Here is a 20,520-nt window from a genome sequence, read left to right as displayed (position 1 = left end):
GCAAAAGGACGACCTTTCTTTTGTAGAACCTTTTGATTTTACGGGGCTTTCGCTTTAAAACGGGGGACCAATTTAAGGAGCACTACCGCATGCGTAAGTTCATTGTTTTTCTTGTTGTTTTCGTAGGGGCCGTTGCGTTTGGCCGAGACGACGCTCAAACATTTCTTAAAAAGACAGATGAAATATTGTTCAGAGAAGGAGTTTCGGCGAGCCGAGTATCTTGGGTGAAGAGCAATTTTATCACTGGTGACACCACTCAGTTGGAGGCCGAATCCAATGCCAAATTTGGTGAGATTTTTACCTCTCTCGCCGTTCAATCGAAAAAGTACAAGGGCAAAAACGACAACGAAAAACGCCAACTCTATCTTCTTGGAAATTCCATCACGCTTCCCGCACCGAAAGATCCCGTGAAGAATCAAGAAATGACCAAACTCGCTGCCGAAATGGAAGCGATGTATGGCTCGGGCAAATACTGCGATGATAAAAAGAATTGCAAGGATCTTCTCCAAGCCGAAAAAATCCTCGCCGAATCTCGCAAACCGGAAGAGCTTGTCAAAGCCTGGGAAGGCTGGAAGACCGTTTCCGTCCCGATGAGACCCAAGTACGAAAAAATGGTGAGCATCGCCAACCAAGCCTCTCGAGAGCTCGGTTATAAAAACTTAGCTTCGCTCTGGAAATCTAAATATGACATGCCCGAAGAAAACTTCGAAAAAGAACTTGATCGCCTGTGGGGCGAAGTTAAACCTCTTTACGAACAACTGCACTGCTACGTGCGAACTCAGCTGAACAAAAAATACGGAGATAAAGTCTCTCCTAAAGAAGGACCGATCCCCGCTCACCTCGTCGGCAATATGTGGGGACAATCTTGGGAAAACATTCGCGATATCGCGGGCGTCGATGCCTCTAAATCGTTAGATATCACTGCGCTTCTTAAAAAGGCGAAGTACGATTCTAAAAAGATGACAAAAACCGCGGAAAACTTTTTCGTGTCTTTGGGCATGCCGGCCCTTCCGGCGACTTTTTACGAGCGCTCACTTCTGGATAAACCACGCGATCGCGATGTGGTCTGCCACGCCAGCGCTTGGCATGTGGACATGAAGGACGATGTTCGAATTAAAATGTGTATTAAGATTGACGAAGATGACTTCCGCACGATTCACCATGAGTTAGGCCACATTTATTATTATCTGGCTTACAAAGATCTCCCTGCCATTCTCCAAAGCAGTGCGAATGATGGCTTCCACGAGGCCTTGGGAGACACCATTCAGCTTTCGATCACGCGCAAGTATCTTCAAGACATTGGTTTATTGAAATCTGCGGCAGCACCTAAAGATGCGGACGTCCATTACCTGATGCAAATGGCATTACAAAAGGTCGCCTTCCTTCCGTTTGGTCTACTGACGGACAAGTGGCGATGGGGTGTTTTTGATGGTCGCATTGCTCCGGCGGATTACAACAATGCGTGGTGGGATCTTGTGAAAACCTATCAAGGTTTAGTTCCGCCAAATCCTCGCGGCGCCGATATGTTTGATCCAGGGTCCAAGTATCATGTTCCCGCCTCGACGCCGTACTCTCGTTATTTTATCGCCCATGTTCTTCAGTTCCAATTTCATAAAGGACTTTGCGAAACGGCAGGATATAAAGGACCACTTCATGAGTGTTCGATCTATAACAACAAAGCGGCCGGCGAAAGACTCTGGAAGATGATGAAGATGGGAGCGAGCCAACCTTGGCCTGTGGCTCTCGAAGCGGCGACCGGCTCTAAAAACATGGATGCCACGGCGATGCGCGAATACTTTGCGCCCCTTGAAACTTGGTTGAAATCCAAAAACCAAGGGCAAAAGTGCGGCTGGTAGTTCGTGGGTAAAAACTTGGAGAAATCTCCGAAGCTGCAAGACCGAGCCGCCTACGAAGAGCATTATCAAAAGATCTACGGGGATCGTTGGCCAGCACTTTATCAAGCTCTGGCCGCGCCCACTCATCACGTGGCACGCTTTAATGCGTTTTTTCCGTGGGAACACCCCGAACAAACTTTTGAACACTGGAAATCCTCTGCCGACAAATCCCGTTTTGGCCTCGGAGACAAGTACCCTCATCTGGACCACGCCTTAGAGGTGGATGAAAACTTTAATCTCAACGATTTTACAACTCCCCTTCTGCCCTTCTACAAAATGGATCCGGCCTCGATCCTGGCCGCGCAAGCCCTGCAAGTTCAGCCCGGCGATCGTGTGCTGGACATGTGCGCGGCTCCCGGTGGAAAAACCCTGGTGCTGATCGAAGCGATGGGTGCCGAAGGTCAGATGATCGCCAACGAACTATCTCCCCAGCGACGCTTTCGAATGATGTCGGTCATCAAGCGGTATGTTCCTGAATCTCTTCGCTCGCGGGTGGATATTCGTGGTGTCGATGGAAATATGTTTGGTTTAAAAATGAAGGAGAGCTTCGATCGCATTCTCCTGGATGCTCCCTGCTCCGGCGATCGGGGGCTCGTGCAAAAATCCTCAGAGCTTGAGGGCTGGACGTCGAAGCGTCCTAAAAACTTTGCAGTTCGACAGTACTCGCTACTGGCTTCGGCCTTTGCCGCCGTGAAGAGTGGCGGACGTATAGTTTACAGCACCTGCGCCATCGCCCGCGAAGAGAACGACGGCGTGATTGAAAAACTCATGAAGAAAAAAGAAGGGGAATTTAATATCGTCCGTAAAGAGTGGCCGATGGGAACGCCCACCGATCACGGGCATATCGTTCTCCCTGACGTCGACAAGGCCGGGCCGATATTCTTTTCCATCATCGAAAAGAATTAAGTTTTTAGCGTCGGATGTAATTGATCACATCGCGTGCATCATTCACGCCTCTCATCGAAGCCCGAAGTTCCCTGGAGCACTTTTTAGTAAGGACCGAGTTCAGAATCCCTAAAGAGATCTGCTCGCCCTCATCGGCAAACACGTCGTCGGTGCTCACCATTAAAGAGGTGCTGGCATTAGCACCTTCAATGGCCGCACGGTAATACTCCTGAGACTTACAAGACATCACCACAAAGAGCTTCAGTTGGCTCGGTCGAGCTTCCAAGGCTTGAGTCATTCTTCGTAAAGGCAATTTAAAAATATAATCGAAGACCCCTTGAGCCGATGTGTGCACATTGAAGCCAAGTCCCCCGCCGCCGCGCGAGTGTCCCGAGAAAAGAACAATGTCAGAGTGTTGAAGGTCATTATAAAAGCGATTGCGAACCGCAGTGCTGCGGGCATCTTGTTCCCAATAACCTGTGTGAGGATCTAGATTTTTGGCGACATTGTCCGTGACCGACGTCGAGTGAATTTGAATGACGATATTCTTTCCATCGATTTTCTTTTGGAGCTGACTCCCCGATTTTTTAAAACCGCACGCCTGCATTGTTCCCTGGCAAGGTCGTCGTAAGGCTTCGGTCATGGTGTAGGCATGAACCACATCGAGAGTCTTGTGTTCAAAATCCTCGTAGCCGTAATAGAGAGAAATTTTAAGAGAATCTTTTTGATAAAATTGAGCGTAATCCGCAGGACACTGCTGAGCACTTTGCCTCTTGAGCACTTCCGTCTGCGCGAGCAAGTTCGCGCGGGAGTCGGCCACCTCTTGAGGATCGAGCGGTACAGACATCGCCGTCGCACTCCAAACTAAAACCCCGAAAAACACCCACGTTTTATTCATAAGACCACCCTTCCAGGAGCAACTCATGCCATAGGAGGTATTTAAGGGTCCAGACGAGAATCCACTTTTGGTGTATTTACAGGGGTTTCTAGGGAAACTGCCGTCACACTTTTGCGATTGGAAAATGAACGGCAGCTATGGGTTCACCTCCGCAGAACTTTTCCGAAGCCCCTTTCCACAATCGCTATCCATTTTTCTCCAAACTCCTCGTAAGCCCGCGTCGCACAGTTCTCACGTCAAACAGGCAGAGTCAAAAACGAGAAGAGCTCGATCCGCATCACATCGTCGCGGATTCCACAAACGCTAATCCAAAGTCAATGCCGCAGCGATACCAGCAGAGCGTCAATCCGTGGATTTTTTCCTAAATGAGTATCCTCGATCGGTTTCGAGTGCTGCGAAAGAATTAGAATGGCGATAAAAATTAGAGGATTGGAGTGCTCATTGAATTCCATTGGTAATCACGGTCGTCACCACTAACAACGAGGACTCAAAAATCCATCGAACTCAATGAGTCGACTCCATCTTGGCGATCTTTTTGACTTGAACACTGCCGCAGCGATACCAGCAGAGCGTCAATCCGGTGGATTTATTCCAAAACACTTTGACAGTGTTTTTGACATTTTTAAATCCTATTTATGAAATTTTATTTTTGTTCCTGTAGTATATATAGCTAACGTTGTCCGTCGCTCTCTGGCGCTGATATATTAACGTCCAGATTGACATTAAAATATCATCCAAAAAAAATGTCCGGTGATTTAAAATCCTAAAAAACCAGAAATTAAAATAGATGTTACAGTTCTTTCTCATAGGGAGGAAAAATGAATTTAAAAATTCTCGCCAAAGAAGAACTGATGTCTCAATTTAAACTTCACGTGGCCAATGAACGCAAAATCACTGCCGAGGTCATCAAGTACATCGCGGAAATCGACCGTCGACGGCTGTATCTTGAAAACAGCTGCACCAGCCTCTTCGACTTTCTCGTCAAACAAATGGGCTACAGCCCTGGAGCCGCCATGCGAAGAATCGATGCCGCGAGACTCATCCATGAATTACCCGAAGTCCTCGAAAAAATCGAGACTGGAGCATTGACTCTGTCCCAAGCCACTCAAGTGCAAAAAGCATCGCGGGAGCTAAAAAAAGTCAAAAAGTCAGACCTCACAACCCAAGATAAACGGCAACTATTTAAGGATATAGAGAATACCAATCAACGGGAATCCGATCGCATTATTGCTGCAACGTTGGATCTGCCCATCCCTAAGGTTGAAAAAGAAATACTTCACAAAAATAACTCCGTCACCCTCACCATCACGTTTACGCCTGAGCAGATGGAGCTTTTAGAAAAAACTCAAAATATGATCGCACACACCAGGGCCAGCACAACTTGGGCTGACACTATCTTTTACTTGGCAAAAAAGGAGCTCGATCGCCGCACGCGCGTCCGAACGCCCGCTCCTCGACAGAGCGCGAAAACTGAAAACCCCTCCACTGCCGTAGCGGCAGTAAAAAGTGCGCTCCCTCGAAACCGCTACATCCCTCAAAAGATAAGAAAAACTCTTTTACATCCCAACGCTCTTTGTAGTCACACAGACGAAGATGGGCGCCCCTGCAACAGTCAGAGATTTTTGCAAATTGATCACATTAATAATTGGAGTCGAGGAGGATCCAACACTCCCGATAACTTACAAGTGCTCTGCGGTGTGCACAACCGACTAAAATATCAGCGAGGTCGATAGATACTCTGGATCTGCAGCGCGCCGAAGGGTTTCGTTTACAAAAAATTCAGGTTCGTCTACTTTGATTGTTATGATTATTTTTCGATGCCTCCTTGGCTTACAACTGCTATTTATCCTTTTATACACTGCCGCCGTAGGCTCAACTCACGGTTGGAATTTGGTACCAATATTTTTCGGCGAAATATTGAGTTTGAGTTGGGCCGGGCAATTCAACTCTGATTTTTTGATGATGTTGATATTATCTGGTCTTTGGACGGCTTGGAGAAATAAATTCTCGCTGGTGGGTTTAATATTGGGATTTGCGGCACTTATTGGCGGCATTTCTTTTCTGGCCCCTTATCTGCTTTATCTCACATTTAAAGAGAACGGCAAAATTCGATCGGTTCTCGTCGGGGCCCGGTAAGAGAATTATATATTCCGCTCAACAACCCTACGGCGGAACCTGCGTGTTTGTAGGAGGTGTGGCAAAGGGGTTCATCTCGAGGCGCAGGGATCTTTGCGGGAGCTCTACGTTGTTGCGGATGAAGGCGCTGCGCATATCTTGGCAGAAAGTGGTTTGCAGGTTGAGAATGTTTTTACTTTCGCCCCACACTCCCACTTTGATATCGAGGAAGTAATCGGCCATTTTTTCGACCGTGAAGACGGGATCGGGAGCATCTAAGCAGTAGGGATTGTTCTCGACGATGTCCATGACGATTCGGCGGATTTTTTCCAGATCTTCTTTGTACGATACGGCAAAAATCAAATCATATCGACGAATGGGGAAGTGGCTATAATTAATCACCGTGGACTTCATCACCGACTCGTTCGGTACGCGCACCAATAGATTATTGGTGGTCTTTATCCGCATGGACAGCAAGTCGATACTCAGGACCTCACCCTTGTTCTCGGCCACTTCAATAAAATCTCCAACGATGAAGGGCTTTTCGAAAATTAAAAACAAACCACTGATCAAATTCGACACCGACGTTTGCGCCGCAAAACCGAGAGCAATCGATAATACTCCCGCCGCCACAAAGATCGATTTAAAATCCACGCCAAAGATTTTTAAAACCAGCAAAGCTGTAACGATCGCTAATGAGTATTTGGAAAGCTTTTGCAAAATAAACAGACGCTGGCGATCCACCGAATTTCGATACACTAACAGGATCCAAAAGTTAAGAATTCGGCTGATCAAAAACCCAACCAACAGGACGATCAAGACTTTACCTATGCGAATCAGAATTTCTGCGACCTGTGGATCTAATTCGTTCTCGAGAAAACTTAAATTCATATTTTACCGCCAAAGAAGTGGGCAATAGGATCCAAAAGGGAATGATCAGTGCGCAGTCGTGGACCCGACATAAAAAATAATTCTTCCCCATCTTGAGGATCCAGCACATCCACCGTTCGAATCTCTCCCGAGGGATGACGAATGTATTGAATCACACTGGTGATAAACTCGCCCTGGTCGTTTTGAAAGAGCGCCAGGTAAGGCGATGGTACTTTTAATTTTTCCACATGCAAAGGATTCGAACCCCGATTATCAATAATCAATTGCGAAACCGCGCGGTAAGGACGATAGGTTAAATCTTTTTTATCCAGAACCGCCTTGATTCGTGTGGAATAGCAGACCTCCCCGGTAATGGTATTTTGACCAAACCAGGTTTTAGGACTTTGCAAGATGGGGATTTCCTCGATGAGATTGTAGGGATTCTCCGATTCCAAACGCAAAAAGAGTGGAGTGCTCATAAAAATTTTGACTGTCTCTCCGGGGAGAACCATCAAAGGCTTAGAGGGTTTAGCGACGTAGGCTAAATCTCCAAGAACCGGTGTCATTTTAACAAAAGAATTGGTCTGACGAGAGTAGGTGTAACGCTTTTCAGAGGAAAAAACATCGGGGATCGGCCCCGTGTAATCATGATCCAACCGAAAAGAATTATCGGTGTACTCGTTCGTTGTGCTCCAACTCACGCGCCACTCTTGATGGAAATGCCCCATATACAAATCCATCGGACCAAAGCGGAGATGGAGATTCTTGCCTTCGTCTAACTTAAAGGGATTTCGAAAAATTTTAAGTTCCGAAGCTAAATCGGTCATCGAATCAGAGCTCCCAATCCGAAAGTTTATATTGAGTTTGCTCTTTGGAGGACGTCATCTCCGCGAAACCTATGAACGTCACATGAATCCCAAAATCTTCCTCTAAACTTTGCGCCAACTCACTGGCGACATCGGGATTGATAAACATACACGAAGGACCTCGAACCAGATGAGGCTCCCAAAGCAAATACTGAGATTCAGGAATGGTTTCTCCCTGCCCGCTCCAGTATTTAAAACCCTTGCGCCAGTTGCGCTGAATCAAAGGATCCTTGGGATTTGTTTTTAGTAACTGATCTACCCCTGGCCAACGCGGAAGACGACGGAGATTGAGATAAAATCTCCAACCTTCACTTCCCAACTGCTGAACAATTCCGTTGATCAATCCGTCTTCATCAATGGCTTGAACCGCAACATCTTTTCCATGCTGTTGCAAAAAGGCACTCAGATACGTCTGCGGCTGATTGATTTTCGACCAAACATCATTGATCCATTGACCTTCCCAAATGTCTTTTCCTTGCTGTGAAAGCAGGCCGTAAAGTCCTAAGGGACGAGTCAACGCGATATAAACTTTATTGTTCGGTTCGAATTTATTTTTTTCGTGAGAAAGATAACCCAAAGAGAATTGCACCGCATTCATCGCCTGGCTACAAATATGAAGACGCAACTCCATACGATCTTTGCAGGCACGATGGGCTCCGATGATGATCTGACTTAAAATCTCGACGTCTTTCATGTTGCTAGGAGCACTCGTGTAGAGGCGCAAAAACTGGGGCTCTCCCGCTGCGGTATAGCCCATGTCCATCATGTCGAGCCCAGTATGATAGCTCGACAAGTAATGGTCGTTGAAAACATCGCGATATTCTTTTTCGAACCAGCTATCAAAGCTACAGGACTTTTTTAAATTCTCTTCGAATATCGACTTTAAGATGGTCGGATCTATATCAAACTCTAAGCGTTTTTTAAGAAGTTCGACAAATCCAGAGTCTTCGACCTGAGGGTGCAATTGCGCCACCTTCTGCTCGCGAATCCCACGGAGCTCATCGACACGATCACGGAGAATAATATTCCGCTCCTGCCACTTCTTATCACTCACCACCGTCACTCCCCAGCGCGTCGTGACCATGCGCTGACTGGGTAACATGTATTGATTCTTTTTAAAGACGCTGGAATAGATTTTCTTTTGCGGAGCTTTGCTCCAAAGCATGGCATTTAAGTTTTCGCCCATCGCCACGGAATCTACCCAGCGGTCGCGCGAAATCCCCGGAAATGCAATAACCTGCGGGAAACCTTTGACCAAAAAGTTCCCGTGCGTCTCGATAAAACCATGGGAATTGATCGGAAGACCGGAATCCACCAACCATTGTGGCGGCTTCACATCACTCGATACAAAAACCACATCGGCCTCGAAAGTGCGCTTCGAGTTTTTATCTTTTAACAGATTATGAGTGATGTCTTCGACTTCGAAGTCTGTGTGATAAAGTATGTCTGCTTTTTTTAGATTTTTCTCAACACAACGGCGAATTTTACCCGTGTAATGGGGAAGAACCGAAGCGTTGGGAGTAAATATTTCCCACTTGAGTTTCGGCGAGAACTGCCGCAGTAGCGGCGCTAAAGTTAAGCTGATGTTCATCGCCATCTCATCATCACCCAATACCGCGACGTTGAGCGGATTGGGACGCACCTTTTCGACTCCCGAGCGGAACTCTTGAAGCTTCTTCATAAACGCGGTGGGATTATTGATAAAAAATAAATGCTCTGGAGTTTCGCCATGATCTAAAACATTATCGATAGAGATGACGTCGAATTGTAGACTGGCTCGATCGGCAAACTTGATGAGTTTTTTCTCGAGATCCAATCCCGCCACCTCGGCCTGGATGTAGTTGACGCCGGAGAGCATACAGATTTTTCGTAAATCAATACTGGCGGCCGATAATGGAAGGTCGCCTTTGACCACATCATTTAAGAGCGGCTCAAAAATCACGTGAGACTCATTATTCACAAGAATAATGTCGTGCTCAAAAGACGCATATTTTGCATATTGACGAACAAATGTAAGATGACTGAGTCCGCCACCCACGAGAACTAAACGCATTTACAACCCTTTGCTTGAAAATCCATCTTCAAACCCCAAAATAGATTGTCCTCACATACCTACGTCTCGTCAAACAGTATTCTCGCGGATTTTCTTGCTCAACAAATAGGCTTCAGAGCTTGCGTTTTCACCGAGGCAAAACGTTCCGCCTTTAAAAGGAAAATTGAGTGAGTAGGGATAGTTTATTTACAAACGGGAAGTCGAATTCTAAATTTTTTCAACGGCTCCAAGGAATTGTTCATCTCTCCTTCGAAGCTCACAAAAGCCGATTCTTTTTTTGTTTGCGTCTCGACGGTTTCTATTTTGAGATCCTGACGATCCCAGCGCGTCGTATGAAAATTCGATGATCCGTCGGGGTGAGTGACCTCTTTCCAATCTCTCCAAACGGTTCGAGAGCCCTCGTAACCATACACGAAAGTCCAATTGATTTTAACAACAGGCAAACTCATCCGGGGAAGAATTGCGGATTCGACCACGCAGGACGGAATATTGGGAAAATAGACTCGTAAAATTGAAATCGCAAACTGGCGTCGCAGTCGATCTGCATTCTTTTGCTCTAAATAAGCCGACAACGATTGCCATGGGCTAGTCCATTCGGGTTGAATATTTTGGAGGCGTGTCGATAATGCCTCGTCTTGCCATCGAAACGCGGAAAATTTAGAACGATCTAAAGTTCGCGCCAGATCCATCACTTGAGAGCGATAGGTGGCCGACGCAAAACTCATCGAGTTGGCCACGCGTCCGTAGGCTTCATCCTCCGAAAAATAACAGGATCTTGAATTTTCAGAAAGAGACGGTACGCAAGAGGCCATGGTTCCATAGGCGACAGTTCCGCCCGTCATCGCGACAACACCAAGAAGCTTTGCGTTTTCCTTAAGAAATAATCCAGACCCGGAATTTCCCTTCACGATAGGCTCCGAACACTGCTCGATATTAAAGATGGCACTGTCCCCAGTAAACGAAAAGATACTAAAGTTGTCGTTGGACTTCAGCTGACAACTCACTGATTTTACGAGGCCAAAGATAGGCTTTACGCTTTTATCGAAATATACTGGAAAAACTTGCACCGGAGGCTGCTGAACTTGAATTTCATCATTAAAAGCAAGCGAGGCCATGTCGGAGGGCTTACGAGGAACAGGAGAATCGAGCTCCACGAGCGCCCAATCCGGCGTCATGCTTCGACTCCCTTTCTTTGACATTTTGAGGATGCGCCGACCTCGAACCGCGAAAAATCCCTTTCCATTGACGGCGGGGAACTTCATCTGCAAATCCACCCCCCGTGCCCGCAAATCTTCGCCCTCGGATGCGATATCATCGAAACAATGTCGATTGGTGAGAACTTGATTGGGACTCACCAAAGTGCCCGAACAAAGACCCATCTGGTAAGTATATCCGCGACCTGTGGGATTTATCTTATGCATAATGTACAGCGCACCAACGGCCTCTGGGCAATCTGCATTCTCGCAACGAACTTGATCCCCATTGAGAACCTTGAGGGCCTCTTCGCGAGTTTCGAATTGTAAAGTGGGTGACGTTTTTTGCTTAGAACAAGCAAAATTGAAGACACTCAGGCTTATTAAGACCAATAGGGAAAGTCGACGCATACTACCCACCTTCCATTACAAGAAAGATGCCTGAATTCAGGGTCAAAAAAACCGCGAGGCCGCTGGTCTCTCCCAGGGGCGACGAGAGGGTTGAGTTTTAACGCTGGTCGGTCGCGACAGTGGGATCGGAATGTGGCATTCTATCTCCATGAAAATCTTTATCACAGCCCTCAGCCTTCTGTTGCTCCCACTATCCACGATAGCCGCCACAAAAACTATTGTCGCTCTCGGAGACTCCCTCACCGAAGGCTACGGAATTGCGATGGAGAAGGCCTACCCGGCGATCCTGGAGCAAAAATTAAAAACTGCAAAAAAAGATGTCAAAGTGATCAATGCGGGAAGCAGTGGTTCCACCTCCGCGAGCGCAGAGTCTCGTCTGCTTTGGCAGCTCAAATCGAAGCCCGATATTTTAATTCTCGCACTCGGGGCCAATGATGGCTTGCGGGGTCTTCCACCCAAAAGCACCTACGAAAATTTAGCAAAAGCAATCGAGCTCGCTCAAAAAAATAAACTGAAAGTCATCCTCACGGGAATGATGATGCCGCAAAATTACGGGGACGATTATCGCAAGCAGTACGCCGCCACGTTCACCGACTTGGCTCAAAAATATAAAGTGACACTGATGCCGTTTCTTCTAGAAGGCGTCGCCATGAAGAAGGAATTAAATTTAGCCGACGGAATCCATCCCAACGAAAAAGGTCACGAAGTGATAGCCGAGCGCATGCTTCCCATCGTGCAAAAAGAATTATGATATTAAATGCCGAAAATTTACAGAAAAAGTACCAGCAAGGAGAAACGACGGTGGTCGCCCTCGCTGGAGTCGATCTTCAACTGCAGCCCGGAGAAACGGTGGCCATCGTTGGCGCATCGGGAAGTGGAAAAACCACGCTGCTGTCTTTAATCGCAGGCCTCGATTTGCCCAGCGAGGGATCGGTTTCGATCAATAAAAAAAATCTCTCTCAACTCTCTCCCCCCGAACTCGCCGCCGTGCGCGCCAAGGACATCGGCATAATTTTTCAACAGTTCCATCTGACGCCACACCTCACAGCTCTTGAAAACGTTTGCTTACCGTTAGAGATTCTTAAAGACCCAAACCCCATCGATAAGGCGAAAGCCGCTCTGGATTCCGTGGGGTTGGGGCATCGCCAACATCATCTGCCGTCTCAGCTGAGCGGTGGGGAAAGCCAGCGCGTGGCCATGGCTCGCGCCTTAGTGAAAGAGCCCATGTTGATTCTCGCGGATGAACCCAGCGGAAGCCTCGACTATCAGACAGGAGTTAAAGTGATGGATTTACTTTTCGACCTCGTCGAAAAGCGAAAATCCACTTTACTATTAGTCACTCACGACTCTGAACTCGCCAAACGTTGCCAGAGACAGATGCATTTGCAGCAGGGCCGCTTTCTGTGAAAATCTTTAAGTACATTTTTGCCGAAATCAAAAACAATCATCGCTTTTCGCTGTTGTTTGTCCTGAACGTTGCCCTGGGACTCTCGGGCTACGTCGCCATTGATGGATTTCAAAATTCCATTGATCATACTCTCGAGCAAAAATCGCGAGATGTTTTGGGGGCGGATTTAGCGCTCTCGGCCCGTCGCGAGATCACCGAAGCCGAAAAAAATATCGTGAAATCCTTGGCGCAAACAGAAGTTCAATCCACCGAGACTATCGAACTGTTCACCATGGTTTCGAAGGCCACAAAAGAAAACTCCAGTCGCCTCACTCAACTGGTGGCCATCGAAGACGTTTATCCCTTTTATGGTAAAATTATTTTTAAGTCCGGAGAGCATTCCGCCGCGGAATTAAATACAGGATTAGTGGCTTGGGTTTATCCAGAAATTCTAAGTCAGTTCAAAATTTCCGAAGGAGATCCCATTCGGATCGGGAGCGAAACCTTCAAGATTATAGGCACGGTCGAAAATGACTCCGCCGCCGGAATCGGCACCAACATGGCTCCCCGTGTTTACATCGGTCATAAAAATATCGAGAGCACCCAACTGCTACTCCCGGGCACTATCGCCACTCGCAGCACCCTCTTTAAAATTCCAGGAAAGTCCGACGACGAGCTGGAACAATTGCGAAAAAATGTTTTCGAGAAAACGCCAGACGGAGACTTGCGAGTCACGACTCACAAAAACTCAAGTGAACAGGTGGGACGTCTGCTGTCTTATCTCAACGATTTTTTGGGACTCACGTCTCTCATCGGTTTATTCTTGGCGGCCATGGGTGGCCGCTATCTTTCTCAAGGGTATTTCCGGTCCAAACAACGAGACATCGCCATTCTTATCAGTCTCGGCATGACGGTGCGCCAAGCTTTAGGCATCTATACCGGTCTACTGATTATTCTCGGGGTGATCTCGGCGGTGATTTCTCTGGCCGTGGCCACTCTTATCTTACCCCTTTTGATATCCTCCCTGTCGGGACTTTTCCCCTTCGAATTGACCTTTGTGCTCCAATCCCGAACGTTACTGATCAGTTTTATTCTGGGAACCACCGGCAGTTTACTCTTATGCTTTCCACAACTTTATCAAATCACCCAGGTCTCCCCCGCCCTGCTTTTTTCAAGACAGACGTTTGAGCATCGACGCTCCTTAGTTGAAATTTTACTCTTTACGATCCCCGCCGCCATCCTGTTTTATGCGCTCACGATTCTCGTCTCCCACTCCTATCAAGTGTCCCATATTTTCTTGGCGTCCTTTGTGGCCTCGGCGCTTTTTCTATACGGGCTGTCCTATGGTTTTATGAAAATCGTGGCGTGGAAGATTCAATCTCGTCCGACCTCTTTGGCTCTATTTTGGGGCTTGCGAGATCTCACCCGCCTCAAAGCATCGACCGTGTCGTCATTTGTGGCCATGGGCCTTGGTGTGCTTTTACTCAATGTCATTCCGCAAATTCAATATTCGATTCAACAAGAGATCGAGGATCCCAACACCTCGGTTCTCCCCAGCCTCTTTCTATTTGATATTCAGGAGGATCAAGTCGACGCGCTCAAAGGTATCCTTCGCAACAACTCGCTAGATCCCGATCAAGTTTCTCCAATGATTCGGGCTCGCCTCACCGAAGTGAACGACAAGCCCTTTGATAAAGGCAAAGGAGAAGTTCAAGGCACCCGTGAGGAGGAAAACGAAATGCGTTTTCGCAATCGCGGCTTTAATCTCTCTTATCGCTCAGGCTTAACACCGTCCGAAACTCTTCTCGAAGGACATGAATTTACCCCTGAATTTACCGTCGCCAAAAACAGCGGCGACGACGGCCTCGCGCAAATTTCCATGGAGTATCGCTTTGCCGAACGGCTCTCGCTCAAGATCGGAGATACTCTCACCTTTGACATTCAAAGCATTCCCGTCAAAGGACGCATCGTGAATCTTCGCAAGGTCAAATGGACGACATTTCAACCGAACTTTTTTATTGTTTTTCAGCCAGGATTTCTCGAGGGCGCCCCAAAAACATTCTTAGCGACACTTCCCCATCTGACCCCCGAGAAAAAAACCGAACTCCAAAATCAAATTGTCGAGACACTCCCCAACGTCTCCATGGTCGACGTCACTCAATTGGTGCAAAGACTCAAAGGAATTATTGATCAAATGAGCTTAGCACTCACACTGATGGCCTACGTTTGCCTCTTAGTTGGCTTGTTGGTTCTCTACTCCATCGCTCACAACAATGCCTTGGCTCGACGCTGGGACATCGGACTGCTTAAATCCATGGGCTCCGCCCAAAAAACCATCAGCCTCAGTTTCCTTTGGAATTACGGAGCCATCGCCTTTTTGGCGAGCATTTTTGGAATGCTAATGAGCTTCGTCACGAGCTACGTCTTCGCGTGGCAACTTTTAGATAAGTCGTGGGCCTTTAGCTGGACCCAACCGGTCGCCATATTTGCCATCGTTCTGATCTCAGCGGTGAGCGTGACGTATTGGTCGATTCGCTCGGCCATGAATGTTTCGGCTTCGGAGCTCCTCAGCGGCAACTAAGAAACTTTATCGTGGTGAGCCCTCTCGAGCTTGGGAGAATTTTCTTGGCCCGTGCATCGCACCCAGCGATCCAGTGGCCGCATTGCGTTTCTCAGAAAGAAAGGAATACTTTCCCGATCGGGCTTTATATAAAGTCCACATTCCAGGAGAAATAAATGTCACGATCACTGCTAATTATTCTCATAAGTCTTTTGATACTTTCGTGCGGAAAGAGCAACAAATCCTCGGCCCCACTCGCTCCCAAAGACTTGTACGCGGCCGACATTCAAAGTATTTCCAACGTCACCTACTATAAATCTATACCGGAGCATTCCTACTTTTCGAAAGCCTTCTTGAGTGTTTTTGACGGACGGAATCAGCAGGTCGTCTTGAATTACCTCAAGGACAGAGTTCGTGTGGCTCTCAACGAGAGCGATCTCGAGGATGCGAAAATTTCCAGCGACCGCCCACTCACTTTCGTAAATTGGTTGAGCGATGGACTGAATCATTTCAACATCGATGAGGAAAAGGGTGTCACAATGGCTTCGAACATTGGCGCGGCTTACGCGTTGCTCGGCCAAGTGAATGGCACCGTTCCGACGCTCATCACGCGGGCGGGGGATTTTCCGCTCGCATCCACCCGAGCGGGCGTGATCTCGCTGTCCAAGCACTACGCACCGACGTATAAAATCCAAGGGAAAACCATACCGAATCCTCTGTTGCCCCGCCTTTCGATCATCGTCCATGAGGGGAGACACTCGGACTGCACAGGAGGGTTTTCCGCCAATCATGTGGCACAAGCCCAGGTGGCTCAGTCGATCGACGACTTTCTGGCGAAGATCAATGCCCCCCAGGCGCAGTGCTCACACATGCATGTCCAGTGCCCCAAAGGATCTCAACTGGAGGGAGTGTATGCCTGCGACAAATCGGTGTGGAATGCCTACGGGGTGCAAGCCATCTACCTGATCAACGCCACCATCAACTCCAACATGAATCCGGAAGAGATCGAACAAATCGAGACCCACATCGGAAGCGCCTTGTATCGCATTCCAGAAAACTTTAAGATGTTAATGCAAACGACATCGCCAGATATGAGTCACACGGAGTTTTGATGAAAAAAGAAAAAATCATTGTAGCCTGTTTCCTTCTCGCTTTCGCCATGAGCCTGTACTTTATGTTCTTTGCTCCGCGACGAGGACCTCAACCCCCACCTCCGGGAGCGGTCACCGCCCCTCCCCCCGTTCCCCAAGAAGGGCCGACAAAACCAGTTCCACCACCGCCGGTGCCCCCGACGCCAAAATCTTCCCAAACGGATCCCGTGAATGAATCCGTAACTCTGGAAGAAGACCGCCAGTTCGAAAAGGATTTAAGAGCATTAAAACTTACCAGTGTTGATCGCATGCGCGACGAAGTGATCCGCAATCCCCATGTCACTCCCCCCAGCGTGATCGCTAGTGGCGAAAGAATTCGTTTGCTTTATAAACAAGTGAAGAACATCGCTCAGGCCGAAAAACTGATGGAGGCTTTGGATAAATGCTCCAACGTGAGCTCGCCGACGGCCGCTCAAGTGCAAATTGTCTGTTTAAACTACGCCCGCCGTTTAGGCGCAAATCACCCGTCGTTGAACCCGGTCTACGTGGCCATGGAAGAGCAAAGCACTGATCAAGTGCGCGAAATCCACTCCGTCATCAAAAGCATCAGAAAATAAAAGGTACGCCGTTCAATTCCCAGACACAAAAAGTCATAAACCAATATTTGGTTTATGACTTTTTGTGTCTGGGAATTGAACGGCGTACCTTTTACTTTACCGTGGATGAAGTGACGATGCCCTCGCGGGGGCAGGAGTAGAGGCCGGTGGGATATTTTCCTGAAAAACAGGCCGAGCAAAATGTTTTTGTGGTTTCGCTCTGAGCGGCTTTGATCAAGCCCTCGTGAGACGTGTAACCCAATGTGTCCGCTCCGACAAATTCCCGAATCTGCTCGATATTATTGTTCGCCGCAATGAGATCTGATTTTTGCGGAGTATCTACACCGTAGTAGCACGGACTCACTGTTGGTGGAGCGGCAATTCTTAAATGAACTTCCTTGGCGCCAAAAGCACGAACAAGACCCACGATCTTTTTACTCGTGGTTCCGCGAACGATGGAATCATCCACCACGATCACGCGCTTTCCTTTAAGAATCTCGATCTGAGGATTTAATTTAATTTTAACACCAAAGTTTCGGATACTTTGCTTCGGCTCGATGAAGGTTCGTCCGACGTAATGGTTACGAATAATCCCGAGTTCAAATGGAATTCCGCTCTCTTGAGAATATCCCAAGGCGGCCGGCACACCGCTATCTGGAACCGGAATAACGATGTCGGCTTCAATCGGACACTCACGAGCGAGCACACGACCGAGCTCTTTACGAGCCTCGTAAACACTACGCCCAAAGACTCGAGAATCTGGACGAGCAAAGTAGACGTGCTCAAACACACACGGCGTTTTATTTTCCACCGTTTTAAAGTGAGTGGTGTAAGCGCCTTTTTCGTCGCACCAGAAGATTTCACCGGGTTCGATCTCGCGCACATACTCGGCGCCAATCAAATCAAAAGCACAGGTTTCCGAAGCCAGAACCCAAGCCACCCCGGCGTCGTGCTTGAGTTTCCCCAACACCAGCGGGCGAAAGCCATTGGGATCGCGCATACCGATCATCTTATCATGAGAGAGCATCACACAACTAAACGCACCATCTAACTTGGGAAGCTCCTGCGTGAGGCATTCGATCAAATCGGTGCTGCGATTGCGCGCGATCAAGTGCAATAATATTTCGGTATCGTTGGTCCCCTGGAAGATACTTCCGTTCGACTTGAGTTCGTTACGAATCTCGGCACTGTTCACAATATTTCCGTTGTGGGCTAAGGCCACAGGGCCGGTCATCAAGTTGGCTTTGAGAGGCTGAATGTTAAAGCGCTCATTCTCGCCGGTGGTCGAGTACCGATTATGGCCAATGGCGGAATTCCCTTTAAGACGATCCAAACTCTCTTCACTAAACACATCGGCCACAAGACCGAAGCCTTTATGTTCAATATGCAGCTTTTCATGAAGACTTAAAATCCCCGAAGCCTCTTGGCCGCGATGCTGAAGCGCATAGAGACCGAGATACGACAAGCGGCTCGCTTCCGGATGATTCCAAATTCCAAAGACGGCACATTCTTCACGCCAAGACTGCAAAATGATCCTCCCAGGATTTAAGATACTGCTGCTTTAAGTCTTCTGTCGTCATGTTGATGTCTTTCCACTCGAGACGATCTTTTTGAGTGGTTCCGATTTTCTTAAAATTCGTAAAGGAGTTCTTTGCAAAAAACTCTTCTAAACGCTGCGGGAATCGGGTGGTGACCACCACCTGGTACATCGGCTCTACAAAGAAGTCTTGATCGCATTCGATCTTAGCTCCGATGCCCTTCAGGGACATTCGAGTGAGAGCGTACATCAGACCAAACTTACCCACCACTCGCGCGCTTTCGATCAAGTTCGTGCGACCTAACGCCGTGGACATTTTAATAAACTGATCGAAGCCTTCGATCCCCTCGGGAAGATATCCATCATAGGGTGCGCGGTTGATTTCGCTCATCATTCCAGAAGTCCACCCTTCGCTCCAGTTGATTGTATACACATAACAGCGATCGTTAAAATAACTCTGCGGAATATTTTCCATGGACGGTCTTAGACCAACAATCCCCGTGCTCGGAGTGGGAGAGACGTTTTTATTTTTAGTTTCGTTATAGAAGCTCACGTTACCACTGATGATCGGAGTGACGAGGCATCGACACATTTGGTTCATGCCGTCGAGAGACGCCACAAACTGGCTCATGGTTTCGACTTTTTCGGGATTCCCGAAGTTTAAGCAATCTGTGACCGCCAAAGGCTCAAAGCCCATGATCGCCATTTGCAGCGAAGGATGAGCCACACTGTCCACACCACCCCAGAACGGATCTTGGCGCATCACGTGCGGGCGACAACCTAAAGTGACAGCTAAGGCGCGTTTTGATTCTTTGAGCTGCACCACCCCCACAGGATCGGAGCAATCGCGCGCGGTGCTCGCACCGACACGTTGATCGTATTGTTTATAAATCCATTCGCGCGCTCCCGAGTGAATGGTCGACATGACTTTTTTAAATGTGTCTTTGGTGTTCCCGAAAGAAACCGGAGCTTTCTTGGTCGAAAACTCGCGAGGAAGTTTTTCGTAAGGACGTTGATACTGAGGCGCCTCGCCGACAATGAGTTTTGGATCGATGTCGGTGAGAGTCTCTCCGTGCCAGCGCAAGCGAACGTTAGACCCTTCGGTCACCGTTCCGATGATACAGGCGTCTAAGCCCCAGCGTGCAAACACGTCCTGAAGGGGCTTAATTTTCTGCGGCTCGCAAATTAAAAGCATACGCTCTTGGCTTTCCGAAAGCATAATGTCTTCCGGAGACATGGTGGAATCGCGCAATGGAACTTGGTCCAAATTCATTTCGATACCGACGCCGCCCTTCTCTGCCATTTCGAAGGTGGAACTGGTCAGTCCCGCCGCACCCATATCTTGAATGGCAACGACGAGATCTTGCTTCATCACCTCGAGGCACGCCTCGATCAAAAGTTTTTCGAAGAACGGATCACCGATCTGCACGGTAGGACGCTTCGACGCCGAATCATCATCAAAGGATTCGCTAGCCATACTGGCGCCATGGATTCCATCGCGACCCGTCTTTGCGCCAACATAAACGACGTAGTTACCAACGCCCTTAGCCTGCGATAAACAAATGGGATCATTTTTACCGAAGTAACCGACGGCCATGGCGTTCACTAAAATGTTCTCGTTATAACTTTCGTGAAAATGCGTCTGCCCGGTAATCGTAGGTACACCCACGCAATTCCCGTAGCCACCAATCCCACGAACCACTCCATCCACCAATGTCGTCATGCGCGCAGCCTTAGGATCACCAAAGCAAAGGTAGTTCGCCAGAGCGATAGGTCTTGCACCCATTGTAAAAATATCACGCAAAATCCCACCCACGCCGGTCGCAGCCCCCTGGTAAGGCTCAATAAAACTCGGATGATTGTGGCTCTCCATCTTAAAGGCCACTTTCTCGCCCTCATCCAGATCCACCACCCCAGCGTTTTCACCAAAGCTCTGAAGCACCCGGGGAGAAGTTCCAAAAAGCTTCTTCAAATGAACCTTAGAGCTCTTATAACTACAATGCTCACTCCAAAGGGCAGAAAACAAGGCCCACTCCACACCCTGAGGCTCTCGCCCCAGCAAAGATTTAATCTTCGCATACTCCTCGTTATTCAAACGATAAAGTTTCAACTTCGCCGTCAACTCACCATCAGACAACATCTGACACTCCTAAAAATAAATGA

16 protein-coding genes are annotated in these 20,520 nt (G+C 48.0%); 9 read left to right on the top strand and 7 right to left on the bottom strand.

Going from position 1 to position 20,520, the window contains the following annotated elements; translation table 11 throughout:
* The first annotated feature begins 89 nt into the window (after nt 1-89).
* Together K2Q26_04200 and K2Q26_04195 are read left to right on the top strand one after the other, a co-directional pair.
* The gene (locus tag K2Q26_04200; GenBank protein ID MBY0314694.1) at nt 90-1,856 is read left to right on the top strand and encodes a M2 family metallopeptidase; all 1,767 of its coding nucleotides are present in this window, start codon (nt 90-92) and stop codon (nt 1,854-1,856) included.
* 3 nt (nt 1,857-1,859) lie between these two features.
* The gene (locus K2Q26_04195) at nt 1,860-2,801 is read left to right on the top strand and encodes an RsmB/NOP family class I SAM-dependent RNA methyltransferase (protein MBY0314693.1); all 942 of its coding nucleotides are present in this window, start codon (nt 1,860-1,862) and stop codon (nt 2,799-2,801) included.
* Between the two features lie 4 nt (nt 2,802-2,805).
* Here K2Q26_04195 and K2Q26_04190 read toward each other — a convergent pair whose 3' ends face one another.
* A complete protein-coding gene (locus K2Q26_04190; GenBank protein ID MBY0314692.1) occupies nt 2,806-3,678 on the bottom strand; it encodes a hypothetical protein in 873 nt (290 codons plus the stop codon).
* An 818-nt stretch (nt 3,679-4,496) separates the two neighbouring features.
* Between K2Q26_04190 and K2Q26_04185 the strand changes: the two genes are divergently transcribed.
* Nucleotides 4,497-5,411, top strand: a complete 915-nt coding sequence (locus K2Q26_04185) for an HNH endonuclease (protein ID MBY0314691.1) — start codon at nt 4,497-4,499, stop codon at nt 5,409-5,411.
* A gap of 226 nt (nt 5,412-5,637) precedes the next feature.
* A complete protein-coding gene (locus K2Q26_04180; GenBank protein ID MBY0314690.1) occupies nt 5,638-5,814 on the top strand; it encodes a hypothetical protein in 177 nt (58 codons plus the stop codon).
* A gap of 27 nt (nt 5,815-5,841) precedes the next feature.
* On the opposite strand, the gene K2Q26_04175 is transcribed toward K2Q26_04180, so the two are convergent.
* From K2Q26_04175 to K2Q26_04160, 4 genes are all read right to left on the bottom strand, one after another.
* A complete protein-coding gene (locus K2Q26_04175; protein MBY0314689.1) occupies nt 5,842-6,684 on the bottom strand; it encodes a mechanosensitive ion channel family protein in 843 nt (280 codons plus the stop codon).
* A complete protein-coding gene (locus K2Q26_04170) occupies nt 6,681-7,490 on the bottom strand; it encodes a hypothetical protein (protein ID MBY0314688.1) in 810 nt (269 codons plus the stop codon). The genes K2Q26_04175 and K2Q26_04170 overlap by 4 nt, the downstream gene beginning before the upstream one ends.
* Nucleotides 7,491-7,494: 4 nt before the next feature.
* Nucleotides 7,495-9,582 (bottom strand): hypothetical protein, encoded by a 2,088-nt coding sequence (locus K2Q26_04165; protein MBY0314687.1) that lies wholly within the window; start codon nt 9,580-9,582, stop codon nt 7,495-7,497.
* A 182-nt stretch (nt 9,583-9,764) separates the two neighbouring features.
* Nucleotides 9,765-11,186, bottom strand: a complete 1,422-nt coding sequence (locus K2Q26_04160) for a S1 family peptidase (protein ID MBY0314686.1) — start codon at nt 11,184-11,186, stop codon at nt 9,765-9,767.
* A gap of 148 nt (nt 11,187-11,334) precedes the next feature.
* Here K2Q26_04160 and K2Q26_04155 point away from each other — a divergent pair, with 148 nt between their 5' ends.
* The 5 genes from K2Q26_04155 (at nt 11,335) to K2Q26_04135 (ending at nt 16,841) form a co-directional block, all read left to right on the top strand.
* On the top strand, nt 11,335-11,937 hold the full coding sequence (locus tag K2Q26_04155; GenBank protein MBY0314685.1) for an arylesterase: 603 nt from the start codon (nt 11,335-11,337) through the stop codon (nt 11,935-11,937).
* Entirely contained in the window at nt 11,934-12,593 is a 660-nt protein-coding gene (locus tag K2Q26_04150) for an ABC transporter ATP-binding protein (GenBank protein MBY0314684.1), read from the top strand. The genes K2Q26_04155 and K2Q26_04150 overlap by 4 nt, the downstream gene beginning before the upstream one ends.
* Nucleotides 12,590-15,154 carry an FtsX-like permease family protein gene (locus K2Q26_04145; protein MBY0314683.1) on the top strand — a complete coding sequence of 855 codons (2,565 nt, stop codon included), beginning with the start codon at nt 12,590-12,592 and terminating at the stop codon, nt 15,152-15,154. Before K2Q26_04150 ends, K2Q26_04145 begins: the two co-directional genes overlap by 4 nt.
* A gap of 155 nt (nt 15,155-15,309) precedes the next feature.
* Nucleotides 15,310-16,245 (top strand): hypothetical protein, encoded by a 936-nt coding sequence (locus K2Q26_04140; protein MBY0314682.1) that lies wholly within the window; start codon nt 15,310-15,312, stop codon nt 16,243-16,245.
* Complete coding sequence (locus tag K2Q26_04135; protein MBY0314681.1) at nt 16,245-16,841, top strand: hypothetical protein; 597 nt, start codon at nt 16,245-16,247, stop codon at nt 16,839-16,841. Before K2Q26_04140 ends, K2Q26_04135 begins: the two co-directional genes overlap by 1 nt.
* A gap of 91 nt (nt 16,842-16,932) precedes the next feature.
* On the opposite strand, the gene purF is transcribed toward K2Q26_04135, so the two are convergent.
* Both purF and purL read right to left on the bottom strand, forming a co-directional pair.
* Entirely contained in the window at nt 16,933-18,348 is a 1,416-nt protein-coding gene (gene purF, locus K2Q26_04130) for an amidophosphoribosyltransferase (GenBank protein ID MBY0314680.1), read from the bottom strand.
* Nucleotides 18,332-20,497, bottom strand: coding sequence for a phosphoribosylformylglycinamidine synthase subunit PurL (gene purL, locus K2Q26_04125; GenBank protein ID MBY0314679.1), 2,166 nt, complete (start codon nt 20,495-20,497; stop codon nt 18,332-18,334). The genes purF and purL overlap by 17 nt, the downstream gene beginning before the upstream one ends.
* Nucleotides 20,498-20,520 lie beyond the last annotated feature (23 nt).

This window comes from Bdellovibrionales bacterium (assembly GCA_019750295.1).
Taxonomy (GTDB): Bacteria; Bdellovibrionota; Bdellovibrionia; order Bdellovibrionales; family JAGQZY01; genus JAIEOS01.
The sequence above is the reverse complement of the archived record's forward strand: the minus strand, read 5'-3'. Positions and strand labels throughout refer to the sequence as shown.